10 protein-coding genes, 3 rRNA genes and 2 riboswitches are annotated in these 19,801 nt (G+C 40.6%); all 13 genes read right to left on the bottom strand.

Annotated elements, in window-relative coordinates; translation table 11 throughout:
- Window positions 1-38: 38 nt before the first annotated feature.
- The 13 genes from MKX96_RS03665 to guaA all read right to left on the bottom strand — a co-directional run bounded on the left by MKX96_RS03665 (window position 39) and on the right by guaA (window position 19,537).
- Window positions 39-1,601 (bottom strand): FAD-dependent oxidoreductase, encoded by a 1,563-nt coding sequence (locus MKX96_RS03665; protein ID WP_340882056.1) that lies wholly within the window; start codon window positions 1,599-1,601, stop codon window positions 39-41.
- The gene (locus MKX96_RS03660; protein WP_340882054.1) at window positions 1,598-3,118 is read right to left on the bottom strand and encodes a DUF4127 family protein; all 1,521 of its coding nucleotides are present in this window, start codon (window positions 3,116-3,118) and stop codon (window positions 1,598-1,600) included. The genes MKX96_RS03665 and MKX96_RS03660 overlap by 4 nt, the downstream gene beginning before the upstream one ends.
- A gap of 12 nt (window positions 3,119-3,130) precedes the next feature.
- Complete coding sequence (locus MKX96_RS03655) at window positions 3,131-4,345, bottom strand: alpha amylase family protein (RefSeq protein WP_340882052.1); 1,215 nt, start codon at window positions 4,343-4,345, stop codon at window positions 3,131-3,133.
- Between the two features lie 14 nt (window positions 4,346-4,359).
- Complete coding sequence (locus MKX96_RS03650) at window positions 4,360-5,319, bottom strand: ROK family protein (protein ID WP_340882049.1); 960 nt, start codon at window positions 5,317-5,319, stop codon at window positions 4,360-4,362.
- 71 nt (window positions 5,320-5,390) lie between these two features.
- A complete protein-coding gene (locus MKX96_RS03645; RefSeq protein WP_340882048.1) occupies window positions 5,391-6,104 on the bottom strand; it encodes an alpha/beta hydrolase in 714 nt (237 codons plus the stop codon).
- Window positions 6,105-6,176: 72 nt separating this feature from the next.
- Window positions 6,177-9,059, bottom strand: coding sequence for a hypothetical protein (locus MKX96_RS03640; RefSeq protein ID WP_340882046.1), 2,883 nt, complete (start codon window positions 9,057-9,059; stop codon window positions 6,177-6,179).
- A gap of 684 nt (window positions 9,060-9,743) precedes the next feature.
- Window positions 9,744-9,859 (bottom strand): 5S ribosomal RNA (gene rrf / locus MKX96_RS03635).
- Between the two features lie 88 nt (window positions 9,860-9,947).
- Window positions 9,948-12,876 (bottom strand): 23S ribosomal RNA (locus MKX96_RS03630).
- Window positions 12,877-13,081: 205 nt separating this feature from the next.
- Window positions 13,082-14,635 (bottom strand): 16S ribosomal RNA (locus MKX96_RS03625).
- Together the 16S, 23S and 5S rRNA genes form the textbook arrangement of a ribosomal RNA operon.
- A 373-nt stretch (window positions 14,636-15,008) precedes the next feature.
- On the bottom strand, window positions 15,009-15,527 hold the full coding sequence (locus MKX96_RS03620; protein ID WP_340882044.1) for a GNAT family N-acetyltransferase: 519 nt from the start codon (window positions 15,525-15,527) through the stop codon (window positions 15,009-15,011).
- 126 nt (window positions 15,528-15,653) lie between these two features.
- The gene (locus MKX96_RS03615) at window positions 15,654-16,985 is read right to left on the bottom strand and encodes an NCS2 family permease (protein WP_340882043.1); all 1,332 of its coding nucleotides are present in this window, start codon (window positions 16,983-16,985) and stop codon (window positions 15,654-15,656) included.
- Window positions 16,986-17,071: 86 nt separating this feature from the next.
- Window positions 17,072-17,173, bottom strand: a riboswitch (purine riboswitch).
- 322 nt (window positions 17,174-17,495) lie between these two features.
- Window positions 17,496-17,645, bottom strand: a complete 150-nt coding sequence (locus MKX96_RS03610; protein WP_251557058.1) for a hypothetical protein — start codon at window positions 17,643-17,645, stop codon at window positions 17,496-17,498.
- Window positions 17,646-17,983: 338 nt separating this feature from the next.
- Window positions 17,984-19,537, bottom strand: coding sequence for a glutamine-hydrolyzing GMP synthase (gene guaA, locus MKX96_RS03605; RefSeq protein WP_340882040.1), 1,554 nt, complete (start codon window positions 19,535-19,537; stop codon window positions 17,984-17,986).
- A gap of 140 nt (window positions 19,538-19,677) precedes the next feature.
- Window positions 19,678-19,779: riboswitch (purine riboswitch) on the bottom strand.
- Between the last annotated feature and the right edge of the window lie 22 nt (window positions 19,780-19,801).

The raw sequence follows: 19,801 nt of genomic DNA, 5'->3' as shown, positions 1-19,801 counted from the left end.
TAATTTTTTGAATTTTAAGACTTTTTTCTTAGTAGGATTTATATAGTCGTGATTTCTGGCCAGTGAAGGCTGATGCCTCTATCCATTAGCAGACTTTGATATTCCTTAATTCGATCTGGGCTATTATATATTTCATGTAAACTTATATCCGAGTTAATAGAAAATGCGGCTAGTGTTCCAGCTGCTTCTCCTATATTCCATTCCACAGGGTGAACTCTAAAACAACCATTGGTAATTTGAGTTGTTCCAATATTTTTACAAGCAGGGATTAAATTCTTTATTCTCACGGGTATTAGGCTGCCCAATGGGATTTCAAATGGATAGCTTTTTGCATAAAATAATCGATTACTTTTCGTTGTTGGGTGTAAATCTATTCGATAGGCGCCTATTCCAACTGAATTTTCTAACGTTTTAATCCCTGCTTCCCCTCGTAGATCTGCATTTATATCTTCTTCTACGACTGTTTGTAAACCTTTAATCCTACGAGACTCACGGATGTATGGATGCATTGCAAAACCATCATGCGTTCCTGTAATATCAGGTCTTAGCTTCAGCTCTGGATAACCCATGCCTCCATCAGCTCTTGGCGCTTCCGTTTGTAGCCAATATAACAATGAAAGGCTTAACTGTTTCGCTCCTTTTAAATGAGTAGCCTTTTCTTCGGGACTTACATCAATAATTGATCCTAACCAATAATCATTTTGTGGCCAATTAATCAGAGAAATATCACCTTTAAAGAATTCATTTGTGAATTGATTAGCGTCAATGATTCTACGATATTCCCATAATGGTAGCTTGCCGCTATCGTCATTGAATAATGGTAGTTTCTTAGATTCACCTGTATCAGCCTCTGGTATATACTCACTTATTTGTTTATGCTTTAAAAATGGGGCTTGATAGTTTCTCCAAAATTCATATTGCTCCGGTTTTTCGATTGTATGGTTCTCCCCTTCAGCAAACTCTAAGGCAAATACATGTGTTATCGATTGCATATCTTGTGGGTCACCTACATCTAAAGCGTGGTACTCAGCTGTTTCACTCTTCGCCTCAGCCCCTATAGAATATTCTGCACCAGCTAACGGTAATACATCACCAAGTTCCGTAGCATCGAGGAAAAATTGTGCTTCAATTTCTATTTCCTCTTCCGTTAAAAGGTTTTGTACATATACTTGTTTAATTTCATCATTATTAACTTCTACTCTAGTAATTTTATGCTCCAGCAATAGCTCGATTTGTCCATTCGATAGATAAGGCTGTAGAAAGTCATATAAAATATTTAAAGCAACCCTTGGTTCATGTGCAATTCTACTAACCCAGCCGTTTCCAGGATTCAAACGATTATTATTTTTTGCATTCTCGTTTAAGGGATAATTCTTTTTATAATAGTCTCTTACTTCGTTTCTAAACTTCCTATATGTCTCTGTGCAGCCAAACTCTTCTATCCATGGATGCTCATCGGGTGGTACTGCTTGACTTGTTAGCTGGCCACCAATCCACTTCGTTTCCTCTGTCATGACCACTTTCTTTCCTAGCTTGACTGCTGACAGTGCTGCCATACAGCCTCCAATACCTCCGCCTATGATTGCTATATCTTTTTTCAAGAGAAACCCTCCTGTTCATACGACTTTACCTCTATACCAATCTCAAATGATCGATCCCAAGGAAGATAAATAGAATCTACCTCGTATTTCATATTGGTTTGTTCGATAAATGTAGTCGATGATTCTTTAAATAATTCCCTTACCTTTTCCAATAGCACGTCGTTTTGAACTTGTTCTTCATCTACTGTTTTTCTAACTTCCTGTCTGACAATTGTTTGATATATGTAATCATCGAGTAATCGGATTAAAATTTGCTTATCTTTTACTTGGCTGGTCACTCTTCCTTGTTTAGCAGCTAAATAAACTAAAGCAGCTTGCGCTATAGTGGTACCAATCGTGTTGCCTGCTGTATTCCATGCGGCAAATCCAGAAAGTTCTTCAATTGAAAAGACTGATAACAACTGAGGAATCATCGTCCGATCTGCCCCATTTGCATAAGCAACGTCCGCAATTGCAACTAATTTATCACGCATAAAATAATAGCGGAGTTTTCTTATCCACTCGCCTATATTTCTGTCATTTGTATCTACTTCATTTAAATTTACTTGTAAGGCCAAATCACCTTGTTTCCTACCCGGCACATTTACTCCAATTACAATATCTGCTTCCTCAGGGTGTTCAACTGTATGGCTACCAAAAGCATAAATTTGTCCTTTTACAGACTCAAAAAGAGGTCGGTCTTCATACATTGCTATAGATAACGCACCCTTCATACCACTGTATATCGGATAGAATGTTGGGAATGCTTCTTTCTCTAATTCATAGATCATTCTAGAGGTAAGTACACTTGCAACTTCATCTGCTCCTGGGTAAATAAATATTTTTTCATACAGACCCTTTTGAAAAATCTTTTCCTTTAATTGCTCCTGTTCCATAATATTCAAACCGTATTCACTCGTGTCATCCTGAGGAAATATCAACAAATCGATAATCCCTTTTTCCACATAATCTATTAAGGTTAGATTTACCTTAAAGTTTCGTTCCCTACTCGTTATATAGTCTGCAAGAAGATGATCTGGAATTTTACTTGTTAAATCATTCATAATGTCCCGGTCCGCATTCAATTGATACTTTTGAAATAGGTGGTAATGATATGAATAAGCCCATAGTTCTTTTCCATACACATTCCAGTAATCCTTTTCCTCTTGATTGACGTAATTATTGGAGATTCGCATCGTCGAGCTAAATGCCATTAACTGGACAGTTGGATATAGCTGTTTTATCTTTACTAACCAATCCAATCTTTGCCGGATGATCGATTCACTTTCGTTATTAATTCTAGAAGGAACCAAGCCACCGTAAAGAAGCATATCAATGGAAATTACGAAACCGTCTACACTTTCCGAAATATCTTCAATCCACTGAAACAAAGCGGAAAAGTTAGCTGCTTCCTTTAAAAAACCAAGCTCTGATTTTGGGGGTGTAATTACTTCCCAATCTGCTAGTTGAGCAAGATCCTTCGGTAAGTCGTAGGTTACTGGTCTTGCATCTACTGGTATTAAAGCTAGCTTTCTCATATGCATCCCTCTTTAGCTTTCCTTAGATATATTCAGTTCCTCAGCAAGGATATCCCACCAGTTATATTCCTCTAAATACACCGTATCAAAGATCATGACGCCAGCTGATTTTTCCTTACACATTCTAATCGCTTTTCTAAATTGATCTGGATTGTTTGTATAGTCTTTCAGAAATAGACTTCCTACAACAGGGATACTACCGTTAATGACTTCCAGACTTTTATCAATTGCACCTTCAACACTGTACCACTCGGCAGGACGTCCATTTTGTTCGGCTTCTTCAACATATACTTCTGGGTAATAACAGCCCGTCATAATGAAGTCCAATTGTTCTGCAAGCCCAGAGACATTATGGGTTTTGGATGTCCATTCAAGGTCTGGATGATATGTTTCACTCCCCCAATTGACTCCTTCGCTATAATATAGTGGGTACCAGGAGCCAACGTAATCAGAAAATATAAGATTTGGATTTGCTGACTTTACCAATTCCCTTGCCTTGCTTACAAAATTCTTGATGTTTAACGCTCGCCACTCTGTCCATTTTGGGAAAAGCGTTCCTCGATTAATTTCTTTTGTTACCTTGTCGATAGTAAAAATATCCTCTGGCCAATTGGTGACTTTTTTATCTATATAGGATTCAAAGCCACTTCTGCTTCGTTCACTAAAATCTCCATAGATATTAGGATAACGACAGCGATCTACGACAATTCCATCTAAATTATAGGCACAGATTTCTTTTATAATATTAAGTTCGTATTCCACTACCTCGGGATGAATTGGATTTACAAAAATGGTAGCCGCATCCGAGTATTCAGCTGCATTTGACTCATTAGAAACGGCGTCGTTATAAAATGTAATTTGCCACTCCGGCTTATCGTATGCCATTCCATCACGGGAAGAAGTTATACCTTCCGAAAAGACGTCCACGTTCGCTAAAACTTTAATGTGCTTGATGCCTTTCATCTTACTTAAAAACTCTTTTAAAAAATCACGATTCTCCCAAGCACTAAATGAGCCATCCGACCAGCTGCTAATATGGTGAGCATAGTTGCTTGGATAAGTAGTTTGACCAAAAGGCACCTTGGCATCAATAATCATATGTGTAATTCCAGACTCTACTGCTTGTTTGATCAATTTTACTTGTTCCTCTTCGTTAGCTAGACGTTCCCCATTTGCTAAAAAATCGACCCACAAAATATTCGCGTTTTCATTAAAAACATCATTCATATAAATTCCTCCTTTTAGTTTTTATCCATCCATACTTGATAAGCTGCTCCAATAAGCCCTGCATCTTGACCCAGTTTGGAGATCTTTAACTCTACATCCTTTACTAATGAAGACATCCCTATTGTCTCCAAACTCTTTTTTACTTCTGAAATCAGCCAACTGTTCGCCTCAGCTAGCCCACCTCCAAAAACAATCATAGATGGATTGAAAGTATGTATAATATTCACTACTCCAAAAGTTAATGCTTTTATGGTTTGATCGATTATCTCTATTGCTTCAATTGAGCCCTGTTCTCTCCAGACGAATACCTCTTTGCTCGTGAGTAGATGAGGATTCTCTTTATAATAAGTAAATTCTGCACGATTAGAGAGACATAACTTTTCCTTCATTCTATTGGCGATGCCCGTGCCCGAGGCATATGTCTCTATACATCCTTTAGAACCACAATTACAATCTGGTCCATTAAAGTTCACAGACATATGACCCAATTCCGCTGCACCTCCCCATTTACCACGAATGACATTCCCACCAGATATAATTCCGCCACCGATCCCGGTTCCTAGGGTTAGGCATACTACGTCATCCACACCTTTACCGCTTCCAAGCTGATGTTCCGCTATAGCAAATGTATTTGCATCATTATCAAGATATATTGGAAGGTTAGTTATAAGAGATAGAGATTTTCTAATATCAATATTGTTCCAGTCCTTGATATTTACCGTACCTGAGAGTATTTTCCCCCTTTTATAATCTATTTGACCGGCAGAACCTATTCCCACACTTACTAGTTCCATACCTTTTTCAGTTGCAATCCTTAAATAATCATCCACTGTTTCTGTTAAAAGTTCTACTATTTCCTTATTTGTAGAACTAGGGGTTGGGTAAATTCTTTTAGACAGTACATTGCCTTCACGTCCTACGATTCCTGTGGCAATCTTAGTACCCCCGATATCTATTCCGATACTATATTCCATTCCAATCTCTCCCAACACTTTTATGTAATGAAAGATAATGCGTCTTAACTCTAATAAAATAATGATAGAAATTATCCATTATTCAAAAAGTATTGAAGAGCCGTCGGTAAGTCTCTTCGCCAGAAATCCCATAAATGGTTTTCCTCTTGCACTTTGTATTCTATATCTGTATTTTTTTCCTTAAAGATTTGGTACATTTTCTGATTATGGGAATAGATATATAGCTTTTCATTAGAAATAGGGGAGATAAACTCATCCTCATAAATGCCGACCGTTTGATAAACATGCCAGGGTAATGTACTGAAACCTTCTAAATCACTTAATTCCCTAGGAGATATCGCTGACGACTGTAACAATAGATGCGACCAATTCTCTGGCTTTTGCATAGCAATATTTAAGCTAATATTCGCACCCAAAGAATCTCCTAGAAGTCCTCTTTTGCCTACCTGCAGATTTAATTTCTCTTCTACGAACGGTACAAGTTCCTCATTGAAAAAGGAGATATAATTATTAAAATTGGCTCCTCTTCTATCATAGGAATGCCATCTTTCAATCGAATCCCCAGGTGATACCAGTACACAAATTAGATTTTCACCTTGTTCTTTATACATTCTTATCAAGCTATTGTAGACCTTCTCAATTTCACCTAACTCCAAATAATCTCCGCCATCTTGTACATAGAGAAGGTTTACTTTTCCATTCGCTTCATTTACAGAACCTAATAGATGGTATTCGTAGTCTCTATTACAATAATTGCTCCTCAATACTTCTTTATCCATGTGCATATGTATACCTCCAACATAAGTCTGGGGTGTCGCTAAAGTTTCCCTAACACCCCAAACAATGAAAAACATTTGTTATTTAGGTAAAATTAATCCAATCATGCGTATAAGCTCTGTAGCATCTTCTTCACTGATATGCTTGCCTGCATGCTGCTCAATCATTTTCATCGTTGCTTCAAGCTTTTTATCTCCATTTTCTTGATGCTTAGCTGCTAGTTCTTCTTCTCCTTTATCCTTATATTCAGCCGCTTTTTTATAGTCTCTCATAGCATTATCGATTTGTGTAAGAATCGCATTTTTAATCCCATTTGGATTTATATCCGTTCTTTCTACCGCTTCCTTCAATTCTTCAATCGTTAGTTTTCCTGCATTAACTTCCACTACTTTAAAGTGAGTTTTATATCCATCTACATGAACAACTACTTCAATTTTGTTTGTTCCTGGCTGTAGCTCGACATTAGTGGTGAAACTACCATCTTCTTTTAAAATAGCCTCTGCCCCGTTTATCTCTACTTTTGCTTCACCTGGACCAACTACTTGAACACTTCCTTCGAGTTCAAGATTATGGTTATTAAACGTTTTTCCTTCATAATCTAAAAATCCACTTAATAATGCTGCTCTTACTTCGTCACCAATATCATATGCGAATGCTACTGTTTGTCTTTTTTCACGAGAACCAGATGGATCTTGTGCAGAAACAACAAAGCCGCCTTCTGGAATTAGGCTATTATTATCCTCTTGTGAGCCCCAACTCCATTCCATCGCCTGTCGTTTATTAACCATTTTGACAACCTGTCCTGATCCGTCGACTACCGCTTCAACCCCCCATTTATTTGTTGCAGTTGATGGTCCAAAAGCTTCTGAGTAAACATTGATATTCCCATCATTTCGGTTAATGTTGAGGAAATCGCCTTCTATAAAATTAGAGTTTTCTTTTGGATTACTTATTCCCAACTGGTAATCTTTAATATATTCCTCGTTATTAATGGAGGCTTTAATAACAGGAAAGTTTGCTTGCGAATAGTCGAAAAGCATAAGACCATCCGTATTTGCCAATCCAGCTTGAAATACTTCTCTTTGAACAGATGGTTCTTGAACATTCTCCAATGCCATTCCTGCATATAGTGGCAGCTTCCCATCAGTCAAAATATTTCCTTGCGTAATATACTTTTTCACTTCATTTGCCGTCGTTTGATATGTGCCGATCATTAGGAAGTCTAAGTCTTCCGTATAACCTGTTTTTGCATATTCCTCTGTATAAAGGCTTTCCTGTGGATAGTTCAGTCTTTCATCATATTGGAATGTCGGGCTTGCCCAGTTCACTCCGTTTAAATAATAAGATTCGTACCAGGAACCAACATAAGCAGATAGCAATACATCTCTATTTTCTGCTACATTATATGAATCTACTAAGTCCCTTACTTCACTTGTAAAGCTTTTAATCACACTAGATCTATACGTAAACCATTCATCAATTAGTGGCCCATCCATACGATTGCTACCGTTATAAGTGAATATATCCGCCGGCCAATTCGTTAGTTTTTTCCCCTTTTTACTCAAATATGCTTCAAATTGTACCCTGGATTCCTCACTAAAATCCGCAAAGTAGTTATCATATCTACCGCGATCTAAAAGCACTCCATCCACATCATAGTTCTTAATAATCTCTTCAAATGTATCTAATTGATATTTACGAGCTTCTAAGTTTGCTGGATTGACAAATGCAACTAGTGCACCGCCTTTCCCATATTTACTATCTCGTAATCGTAAAATTTCTCCGCCATCCTCATAGCGATAGACTTCCTCTTCCCAATCCAAATGATTGTTAAGCACCGCGTACTCACCATGAGCAATAGACCCTTCTGCAAATACGTTTATCGCTGCATGTACTTCCAAACCAAGCGTACGGGCATGAGTAATAAATTCCATCAATAAATCAAGATTAGGATTTGATCCAGCTCTTGCAGGCGAGGTCATTTCACTAATATATGGCCTCCCAGTTAAGTCACTTTCCTTATAAGCTGCAAATCCCTCTACTCCTTTAACGTCCAACGCAATTGCCGTGACACCAGCATCCTTTGCTTTTACGAGCATATTATAAACATCCTCTGATGATTGAAAATGACGTGCGTTTGGACCTTGTTCAACCCATAAGAAAACCTGCTTGTTTGCTGACTTCGTATCCTTAAAGTAAACAATCAGCGATTGAGTTTCATGCAAGCGATCATTTTTATAAATTTCTAAGTCTATATAATTGGTGCCATTACTAACTGATTGTGTGAAATTAAACGTACCGTCTGCTGCTAAGTTTATTTCTTGTCCATTCGCTAATAGCCGGTACCTTTCACCACTTTCAAAGTTCTTAATGGTTCCCGATATTTGCGTGTGAGGTTCTGTGACCGTATACATTAACTCATTATTTAATTGAATCCCAGCAAGTAACCCTTCTCCTGTCATGAATTCTGAAATTGGAACAACTTCACCATTCTTTCTTAATTTAATTACGTCAGCAGTTTTAAAGTTTGTAGCCAAAAATTTTCTGAAATCCTTGTTTCCCCAAGAGTCATCATGTGCTAATAGAATATATCCGCCCTTGGGAACTGAAAGTAATTGTTCATCTTCCCAGATAGGTACTGCTCCATTATTGGATTGACTTACAACCCTTACCACTCGGTTGTTTTGGTCTACCTGGACTGCAACCCAAAACTTTTTCACAAGTATTTCTCGAGCATACTCTTCAGTAAAAATAGCAATAAAGTCAGATTTACCTTCTATACTCTCATCAACAAAATCAATCTCATGCCTTGGACCTTCTACACTAATTGTTGGATCTACTGGTGCAGCTTCTACCTCAATAAAATCATTTTCTAAAACTTCTGCTGCTACCGAAATAGGTAGTAAACCAATAATAAGTAACAAAGAAACTAGAAAACTTACTTGTCGCCGGTAATACTTCATACAAATTTTCATCTCCTTTAAATTTATTAATATAGCTAGTTAATCTTATAGTTTTTTGCCTGGATGTAATTTATATAGGTGTTTATGGAGAATAATATTTCCTAAATAATTATAAATACTGGAATAATCCTTCATAATTAAAATACACCACCCTTGTTTTGTAGTCAATATAATAATTAGAAATTTCTAATTATTATATATAATTATTCTTTTTTTAATTTCTTTTACCTTAGCAGCATAATAATATTTATTAAGACATTAATTTTAAATTCAAATGAATATTCTGCTCTTTTCCGTTAAAATATACTAGGTAATTCTTATTTTTTATATTTGCTTTGTCACATCTAGTTTCTATTTCCCGGGAAATGTAAATTAAGCGCGAACACTTAAAATATCTTTCGACATTAAAGATGTACACTAAACAAAAAAACGCCACCGATTCTCGGTGACGACTTCCTTTAGTGCCCAGCGACGTCCTACTCTTGCAGGGGTGATCCTACAATTACCCTCCGAGTTCACAAAACCAGATTGGCTACAGATTTCTCTCTTCCTTGCTTCCTCGAACTCTTTGCCCCTCCGCTTTCTCGCTCACCTGCTTAGGAAGAGAGTCGCCTTCGGCTTTTTCCCGTATAAAATCAATACAAAAAAGCCGCCACCGATTACTCGGTAACGACTTTCTTTGGTGCCCAGCGACGTCCTACTCTTGCAGGGGGAGACCCCCAACTACCATCGGCGCTGAAGAGCTTAACTTCCGTGTTCGGTATGGGAACGGGTGTGACCTCTTCGCCATCATCACTAGACCTTTTCGGCTTTCAATACATGTATTGAAACCCTACTGAGTTGTTCACTCAAAACTGGATAAAAGACATCATATTAGAAACAAACCATTTGGTTAAGTCCTCGATCGATTAGTATTCGTCAGCTGCACGTGTCGCCACGCTTCCACCCCGAACCTATCTACCTCATCGTCTTTGAGGGATCTTACTTACTTGCGTAATGGGAAATCTCATCTTGAGGGGGGCTTCGTGCTTAGATGCTTTCAGCACTTATCCCGTCCACACATAGCTACCCAGCGATGCCCTTGGCAGAACAACTGGTACACCAGCGGTGTGTCCATCCCGGTCCTCTCGTACTAAGGACAGCTCCTCTCAAATTTCCTACGCCCACGACGGATAGGGACCGAACTGTCTCACGACGTTCTGAACCCAGCTCGCGTACCGCTTTAATGGGCGAACAGCCCAACCCTTGGGACCGACTACAGCCCCAGGATGCGATGAGCCGACATCGAGGTGCCAAACCTCCCCGTCGATGTGGACTCTTGGGGGAGATAAGCCTGTTATCCCCGGGGTAGCTTTTATCCGTTGAGCGATGGCCCTTCCATGCGGAACCACCGGATCACTAAGCCCGTCTTTCGACCCTGCTCGACTTGTAGGTCTCGCAGTCAAGCTCCCTTCTGCCTTTACACTCTTCGAATGATTTCCAACCATTCTGAGGGAACCTTTGGGCGCCTCCGTTACACTTTAGGAGGCGACCGCCCCAGTCAAACTGCCCGCCTGACACTGTCTCCTACCCGGGTTACGGGTATGGGTTAGAATTTCAATACAACCAGGGTAGTATCCCACCGACGCCTCCTCCGAAGCTGGCGCTCCGGGCTCTAAGGCTCCTACCTATCCTGTACAAGTTGCACCAAAATTCAATATCAAGCTACAGTAAAGCTCCACGGGGTCTTTCCGTCCTGTCGCGGGTAACCTGCATCTTCACAGGTACTATAATTTCACCGAGTCTCTCGTTGAGACAGTGCCCAGATCGTTACGCCTTTCGTGCGGGTCGGAACTTACCCGACAAGGAATTTCGCTACCTTAGGACCGTTATAGTTACGGCCGCCGTTTACTGGGGCTTCAATTCGCACCTTCGCTTGCGCTAAGCACTCCTCTTAACCTTCCAGCACCGGGCAGGCGTCAGCCCCTATACTTCACCTTACGGTTTTGCAGAGACCTGTGTTTTTGCTAAACAGTCGCCTGGGCCTATTCACTGCGGCTCTTCTAGGCTATTCACCCAAAAGAGCACCCCTTCTCCCGAAGTTACGGGGTCATTTTGCCGAGTTCCTTAACGAGAGTTCTCTCGCTCACCTTAGGATTCTCTCCTCGACTACCTGTGTCGGTTTGCGGTACGGGCACCTCCCACCTCGTTAGAGGCTTTTCTTGGCAGTGTGAAATCAGGAACTCCGGACATACGTCCTTGCCATCACAGCTCAATGTTACAGAGTGCGGATTTGCCTACACTCACACCTCACTGCTTGGACGTGCATAACCAACAGCACGCTTACCCTATCCTACTGCGTCCCCCCATCACTCAAACGGTGGGGTGGTGGTACAGGAATATCAACCTGTTGTCCATCGTCTACGCCTATCGGCCTCGACTTAGGTCCCGACTAACCCTGAGCGGACGAGCCTTCCTCAGGAAACCTTAGTCATACGGTGGATGGGATTCTCACCCATCTTTCGCTACTCATACCGGCATTCTCACTTCTAAGCGCTCCACCAGTCCTTCCGGTCTGACTTCAACGCCCTTAGAACGCTCTCCTACCACTGATACCAAAGGTATCAATCCACAGCTTCGGTGATTTGTTTAGCCCCGATACATTTTCGGCGCAGCGTCACTCGACCAGTGAGCTATTACGCACTCTTTAAATGATGGCTGCTTCTAAGCCAACATCCTGGTTGTCTAAGCAACGCCACATCCTTTTCCACTTAACAAATACTTTGGGACCTTAGCTGGTGGTCTGGGCTGTTTCCCTCTTGACTACGGATCTTATCACTCGCAGTCTGACTCCCAAACATAAATCATTGGCATTCGGAGTTTGTCTGAATTCGGTAACCCGGGATGGGCCCCTAGTCCAAACAGTGCTCTACCTCCAAGATTCTAACGTTTGAGGCTAGCCCTAAAGCTATTTCGGAGAGAACCAGCTATCTCCAGGTTCGATTGGAATTTCTCCGCTACCCACACCTCATCCCCGCACTTTTCAACGTGCGTGGGTTCGGACCTCCAGTAAGTGTTACCTCACCTTCATCCTGGACATGGGTAGATCACCTGGTTTCGGGTCTACGACCACATACTCATTCGCCCTATTCAGACTCGCTTTCGCTGCGGCTCCGTCTTCTCAACTTAACCTCGCATGTAATCGTAACTCGCCGGTTCATTCTACAAAAGGCACGCCATCACCCGTTAACGGGCTTTGACTATTTGTAGGCACACGGTTTCAGGGTCTATTTCACTCCCCTTCCGGGGTGCTTTTCACCTTTCCCTCACGGTACTGGTTCACTATCGGTCACTAGGTAGTATTTAGCCTTGGGAGATGGTCCTCCCGGATTCCGACGGAATTTCACGTGTTCCGCCGTACTCAGGATACACTCTGGAGGGAATGAACTTTTGACTACGGGGCTTTTACCCTATCCTGCGGACCTTTCCAGGTCGCTTCGTCTAGCTCATTCTTTTGTAACTCCGTATAGAGTGTCCTACAACCCCAAGAGGCAAGCCTCTTGGTTTGGGCTCTTCCCGTTTCGCTCGCCGCTACTCAGGGAATCGAATTTTCTTTCTCTTCCTCCAGGTACTTAGATGTTTCAGTTCCCTGGGTGTGTCTCAGATGCGCTATGTATTCACGCAAATGTACTGCCCCATTACGGGCAGTGGGTTTCCCCATTCGGAAATCTTCGGATCGAAGCTCACTTACAGCTCCCCGAAGCATATCGGTGTTAGTGCCGTCCTTCATCGACTCCTAGTGCCAAGGCATCCACCGTGCGCCCTTATTAACTTAACCTAAAAGTTAAAAGTACTACACTTGCAATCACGTAAGTGATCACAATTTGAATATCTTGCGTTTGTTTCTTTTTTTGATGTCGTTTTATCCAGTTTTCAAAGAACAAGTTAAAAAGCTTTAAATGCTCATATAGAATGAACATTCAAAACTGAACTGCAAAACGTTAAGATACAGATAAAGATCTGTATTCCGAATATATCCTTAGAAAGGAGGTGATCCAGCCGCACCTTCCGATACGGCTACCTTGTTACGACTTCACCCCAATCATCTGTCCCACCTTCGGCGGCTGGCTCCCAAAAGGGTTACCCCACCGACTTCGGGTGTTACAAACTCTCGTGGTGTGACGGGCGGTGTGTACAAGGCCCGGGAACGTATTCACCGTGGCATGCTGATCCACGATTACTAGCGATTCCGGCTTCATGTAGGCGAGTTGCAGCCTACAATCCGAACTGAGAACGGTTTTATGGGATTTGCTCACCCTCGCGGGGTTGCGACCCTCTGTACCGTCCATTGTAGCACGTGTGTAGCCCAGGTCATAAGGGGCATGATGATTTGACGTCATCCCCACCTTCCTCCGGTTTATCACCGGCAGTCACCTTAGAGTGCCCAACTGAATGCTGGCAACTAAGATCAAGGGTTGCGCTCGTTGCGGGACTTAACCCAACATCTCACGACACGAGCTGACGACAACCATGCACCACCTGTCACCGCTGTCCCCGAAGGGAAAAGCCTATCTCTAGGCCGGTCAGCGGGATGTCAAGACCTGGTAAGGTTCTTCGCGTTGCTTCGAATTAAACCACATGCTCCACCGCTTGTGCGGGCCCCCGTCAATTCCTTTGAGTTTCAGTCTTGCGACCGTACTCCCCAGGCGGAGTGCTTAATGCGTTAGCTGCAGCACTAAGGGGCGGAAACCCCCTAACACTTAGCACTCATCGTTTACGGCGTGGACTACCAGGGTATCTAATCCTGTTTGCTCCCCACGCTTTCGCGCCTCAGCGTCAGTTACAGACCAGAAAGCCGCCTTCGCCACTGGTGTTCCTCCAAATCTCTACGCATTTCACCGCTACACTTGGAATTCCGCTTTCCTCTTCTGTACTCAAGTCCCCCAGTTTCCAATGACCCTCCACGGTTGAGCCGTGGGCTTTCACATCAGACTTAAAGGACCGCCTGCGCGCGCTTTACGCCCAATAATTCCGGACAACGCTTGCCACCTACGTATTACCGCGGCTGCTGGCACGTAGTTAGCCGTGGCTTTCTAATGAGGTACCGTCAAGGTACGAGCAGTTACTCTCGTACTTGTTCTTCCCTCACAACAGAGTTTTACGATCCGAAAACCTTCTTCACTCACGCGGCGTTGCTCCATCAGACTTTCGTCCATTGTGGAAGATTCCCTACTGCTGCCTCCCGTAGGAGTCTGGGCCGTGTCTCAGTCCCAGTGTGGCCGATCACCCTCTCAGGTCGGCTACGCATCGTCGCCTTGGTGAGCCGTTACCTCACCAACTAGCTAATGCGCCGCGGGCCCATCCTGTAGTGACAGCCGAAACCGTCTTTTAACATTTCCTCATGTGAGGGAATGGATTATTCGGTATTAGCCCCGGTTTCCCGGAGTTATCCCAATCTACAGGGCAGGTTGCCCACGTGTTACTCACCCGTCCGCCGCTAAATCAGAAGAAGCAAGCTTCTTCATCATCCGCTCGACTTGCATGTATTAGGCACGCCGCCAGCGTTCGTCCTGAGCCAGGATCAAACTCTCCATAATAGAGAACTTAAAAAGCTCATTTTGTTTTGCTGGCATCATCATTAAATGATGTCAAAAATTGTTTTGCGTCAATCAAGCCGAAGCTTGTTGATGCTATATGTCTTAACGTTTTGCATGTTCAGTTTTCAATGTTCATTGTGCCGATTTGTTTCGACAGCTTTATTATCTTATCAAATCTAATTATCATTGTCAACAACTTTTTAAAATTTGTTTTTTGTAATCAGAAGTAAAAGTAACAACTTGATTACTATACCACCCTTTTAAACTATTCGTCAACACTATTTTTAATAAAATACGCTTAAATATAATAACAATTTATTCAGATAAATCTCCCGAAAGTATATAGGATTTATAGAACCTAAATCATTGACTTCTATTTAGCCGCTAAGGGCATAATATCTTCCCACCCGTATACTAGCTCATTAAGCTTTACTCCACCGATTTCTACTATTATACTATCTATCTTCTTTGCACCAAGCTTCTCATAAAAATGTCGCGAAGGGTTATCTTCTAGAACAAGTACTAACATAGTAAAGACCCCCTGGTTCGTTAGCTCTTTTACTATAGAATCGATTAATAACTTACCAATACCTATCCCCTGATATTCTTTTAAAATATAGATGGCATATATTTCCCCATTATAATTCGAGTAATCCCCACTTCGTTCCTTTCCCCCAGAAGCAAAACCAACGATTTGATTATTTTCATCTTCAGCTACATAAACTCCTCCGTCTGGAATAACAGAAAACCAGTAATCAGCTCTCCTTTCAAAAGAAAGGTTATTTAAAAATTCCTCCGGTACAATATTTACATAAGTAGACTTCCAGCTTTCCACGTGAACTTTGGTAATTCCTTTTGCATCATATGGTACTGCTTTTCTTATATAAATCACTATGTCATTCCTCCAAACTTAAAGTGAGTTTCTTCTATATACTATAGGTTCTATTTACACACTCTATATCCTTCTTAATTAAAATAAAAAAAGAGAGGCATAAGCCCCTCTTTATAAAATGCTATTTTATAAGAATATGAAGTAGCCAACAAATACTAGCCACATGCCATACATGATTGGGTGAATTTCTTTTATGCGACCTGCAACGATCATTGTAATTGGATAGAAGATAAATCCAATAGCGATACCAGTTGCAATAGAGTACGTTAAAGGCATTGCTATAATTACAAAGAAGGCTGGTACTGCAATTTCAAAACGTTTCCAGTCGATTTGACCAATAGAAGAAACCATTAGTACCCCAACAATAATTAAGGCTGGTGCTGTTACATAAGAAGTAATGACATCTAACAGTGGGAAAAAGAATAAAGAAAGTAAGAACAGAACCCCGGTTACTACTGCAGCAAAACCAGTTCTTGCTCCAGCCGCTACCCCAGCTGTTGACTCTACATAAGAAGTAGTAGTAGAAGTTCCGGAAACAGCTCCCGCTACTGTAGCAATAGAATCTGCTAACAATGCTTTACCTGCACGAGGTAACTTTTCACCCTTCATTAAACCTGCTTGGTTTGCTACGGAGATTAAAGTACCTGCCGTATCAAAGAAATCTACAAACAAGAACGTTAACACAACAATTAAAAATTGAGCAGTAAGTAATGCGGTTGGGTCTTCAAAAAACACGTCAAATGCTGCTCCGAAAGTAGGAGCCATTGATGGAACGCTTCCTACAACTGCATCTGGAACTGGAACTAAGCTTAGAATCATACCGACGATCGCAGTCACTAACATACCGTAGAAAATTCCACCCTTAACTCCTTTTACCATCATAATCACAGTAATGACAAGTCCAAAGATTGTTAATAGAATGTTAGGGTCTGTTAAATCACCTAAGCCTGCTACTGTATTTGGATTGGAAACAATAATTTTAGAGTTTTGTAGGCCGACAAATGTGATAAATAAACCAATACCTGCTCCTACTGCATATTTCAACTCAGATGGTATAGCGTTAATAATTGTTTCTCTTATTCCTGAAAGGGATAAGCATATAAAAATGAGACCAGAGAATAGAACGCCCGTTAAAGCGATTGGCCATGGGATTTCGAACTCAAGTACAACTGTATAAGCAAAGAATGCATTTAATCCCATACCTGGTGCAAGTGCGATTGGGTATCTAGCCAGCACACCCATTAATATAGATCCGATTGCTGCAGCAATAGCTGTTGCAGTAAACACAGATCCTTTATCCATGTACATAAACTCTGGTAACCCTTCGATTGTTTCAAGAGATAAAGTCATCGGGTTAACCACTAAGATATAAGCCATTGCCAAGAATGTTGTCAAACCACCTATAATCTCACGGCGATAGTTTGTTCCTAATTCCTCAAAACGAAAATACTTTTTCATAAGTTCCTCCATTTTTATCGCGACAACGAAAAAAAGTATACTACCATTTCTGGTCGTATACCTCTACTAACCCCAATAAGTGAATATAAATAAGCATCACTCATCGTAGTCGGATCATTTACGGTGATCCGGTAGAGACTTTTGGGCCTTATTCCCAACGTTATACGACGACATAATTAAATTATGTAGTAAATATAACATCGAATTATGACGAAATCAATAGAAAAACCGAACATTTTTTTCATTAACCAAATAATAGTTCGTTTTCTGCTTATAGATAAAGCAATTTTTGAAGGAAAATAGACCTATTCTATTATAAATAAAAAACTTGAAAACCAACAAATTAGTTTCCAAGCTCTTCACTAGTTATTATTTAACGTCATTTTTGGGTAGTTCTACAGTATGGGGAATCCTTAAAATTCGGTATTGGCTACCCATACATTACCGAGCCTATTCATCACTCTTAAAAATTTAAAACAAGTTAAACATCTTCCTATGTTCACATTCATATTATTTATCTGTTTGTTTTTGCTTGTTCTTCAAATACTCTGTACGTATTTTTTCAAGTTGCTGCTTTTTATCAAATTTAGCTGGCTTTTGTTTTTCATGATACTTTGCCACAGCCGCCTTACCTTTTGTATCCAATTGATATTTTCCCATTTGTTCACCTACTTTTCTTAACTCTTATAGAGAATCTATTCAACAAATATAATATACCTTATCTTACTGAAGTTAACCTTATACTTTATATTCCCCGCTAACGTTCCATATATCAGTAAAAACATTAAAAACTTAGTATAACAGTTCATCGCCAAAAGGTATTCATATACTTACCTTTACAATCTCAAATAAGATTATTCAATTAAACATCATCTTTCAACTATTTTAACCAAATAAAAACCCCTTTTAGTTATCTGTTATCAATAACTAAAAGAGGATTTAATATTTGAGATATGTTAATCACAAGGTATAACTTTGTTTATAATTAAAATACAGTCCTATTCCCACTCAATCGTAGCTGGTGGTTTACTCGTAATGTCATACAGCACGCGGTTGATGTGTGGTACTTCATTTACTAATCGAACAGATACCTTTTCTAGAACGTCCCATGGGATACGTGCCCAGTCAGATGTCATACCGTCGATAGAGGTAACTGCACGGATACCAATTGCGTAATCGTAAGTTCTTGCGTCACCCATTACACCAACGCTGCGGATATCAGGAAGTACAGTGAAGTATTGCCAGATATCGCGGTCTAAGCCTGCCTTAGCTATTTCTTCGCGTAGGATTGCATCCGATTCACGTACGATTGCTAGTTTTTCTTCTGTTACTTCTCCTAGAACTCGGATAGCTAGTCCAGGACCAGGGAATGGTTGGCGCCATACGATTTCATCAGCTAAGCCTAGCTCTGAGCCTAATGCACGAACCTCATCTTTGAATAAAGTTTTCAAAGGCTCAATTAATTTGAACTGCATGTCCTCTGGAAGTCCACCAACGTTATGATGAGATTTGATTGTTTGAGCAGTAGCTGTTCCACTTTCAATAATGTCTGTGTATAGTGTCCCTTGTGCAAGGAAGTCCATGCCTTCAAGCTTGGATGCTTCATCATCGAACACATAAATAAATTCATTACCAATAATTTTACGTTTTTTCTCTGGATCAGAAACTCCAGCTAATTTAGTCATAAAACGCTCACGCGCATCAATTTTAATAACGTTCATATTGAAGCCCTCAGTGAAGGTTTTCATTACGCCTTCTGCTTCATCTTTTCGAAGTAGATTATGGTCTACGAACATACAAGTAAGTTGGTCACCAATTGCTTTATGGATTAGGACTGCAACTACTGAGGAATCTACTCCTCCACTTAGCGCACATAGAACTTTCTTGTCCCCAACTGTTTCACGAATTTTTTCGATTTCCATTTCAATGAAACTTTCCATTGACCAATCGCCTTTTGCCTTACAAACGTCAAATACGAATTGGCGAAGTAGCTCTAGCCCATATACAGAGTGACGTACTTCTGGGTGGAATTGTACCGCATATAAACCTTTTTCAACATTTGCCATTGCAGCAACATCACAAGATGGGCTTGTCGCAATCACTTCAAAGCCTTCTGGTGCAGCAGTTACATGATCTCCGTGACTCATCCATACTACATGCTTAGAAGGAAGGTCGCCAAATAATGCTGTCGGATTCTTAATGTCAATCTCTGCTCTACCATATTCTCTTGAAAAAGCCTTTTCTACTTTTCCGCCAAATTGATAGGCCATTAACTGCATACCATAGCAAATTCCCAGAATAGGTATATTCAAATCATAGATTGCCTCATCGATATGAAAAGCATTCGTATCATATACAGAGTTAGGTCCACCTGAAAAAATGATACCTGTGGCATTCATTTTTTTAATATCCTCGGCAGTTACAGTATGGGGATGTAATTCACTATACACTCCAAACTCACGAATACGACGAGTGATTAACTGATTGTACTGACTGCCGAAATCTAGAACGACAATCTTTTCTTGTTCTTTCAACAATGGAGTTGAAGACATATGCATTCCACCTCTTCTATATATATTTATCCCAATCCGTTAAACCCAATACGTATTAAAAAAACGCGTGCGAAAGTTCCTCTTTCTACGCGTTTTTGCTTTCTACATTAAAAGGTGAATGCAGATGTCCTTAAAAAAGACATGACTGCATTCACCTTCATAGTCAAGTTATTAACGGTAACTTGGTAGAAACATCCGAACCATATTATCGGACATATACGAGGGCAACTTGGTCAAATTTAATTTGACTTCAGTTTACAGGTT

Origin of the sequence: Psychrobacillus sp. FSL W7-1493 (assembly GCF_038004905.1) — a bacterium.
In the GTDB taxonomy this organism is placed as follows: Bacteria; Bacillota; Bacilli; order Bacillales_A; family Planococcaceae; genus Psychrobacillus.
The sequence above is the reverse complement of the archived record's forward strand: the minus strand, read 5'-3'. Positions and strand labels throughout refer to the sequence as shown.

Excerpts from the sequence above, each read along its gene's own strand:
- MKX96_RS03655 (WP_340882052.1), bottom strand. The coding sequence starts at position 4,345 with ATGAATGATGTTTTTAATGAAAACGCGAATATTTTGTGGGTCGATTTT.
- MKX96_RS03615 (WP_340882043.1), bottom strand. The coding sequence starts at position 16,985 with ATGAAAAAGTATTTTCGTTTTGAGGAATTAGGAACAAACTATCGCCGT.
- MKX96_RS03650 (WP_340882049.1), bottom strand. The coding sequence starts at position 5,319 with ATGGAATATAGTATCGGAATAGATATCGGGGGTACTAAGATTGCCACA.
- MKX96_RS03645 (WP_340882048.1), bottom strand. The coding sequence starts at position 6,104 with ATGCACATGGATAAAGAAGTATTGAGGAGCAATTATTGTAATAGAGAC.
- MKX96_RS03640 (WP_340882046.1), bottom strand. The coding sequence starts at position 9,059 with ATGAAGTATTACCGGCGACAAGTAAGTTTTCTAGTTTCTTTGTTACTT.
- guaA (WP_340882040.1), bottom strand. The coding sequence starts at position 19,537 with ATGTCTTCAACTCCATTGTTGAAAGAACAAGAAAAGATTGTCGTTCTA.
- MKX96_RS03610 (WP_251557058.1), bottom strand. The coding sequence starts at position 17,645 with ATGGGAAAATATCAATTGGATACAAAAGGTAAGGCGGCTGTGGCAAAG.
- MKX96_RS03660 (WP_340882054.1), bottom strand. The coding sequence starts at position 3,118 with ATGAGAAAGCTAGCTTTAATACCAGTAGATGCAAGACCAGTAACCTAC.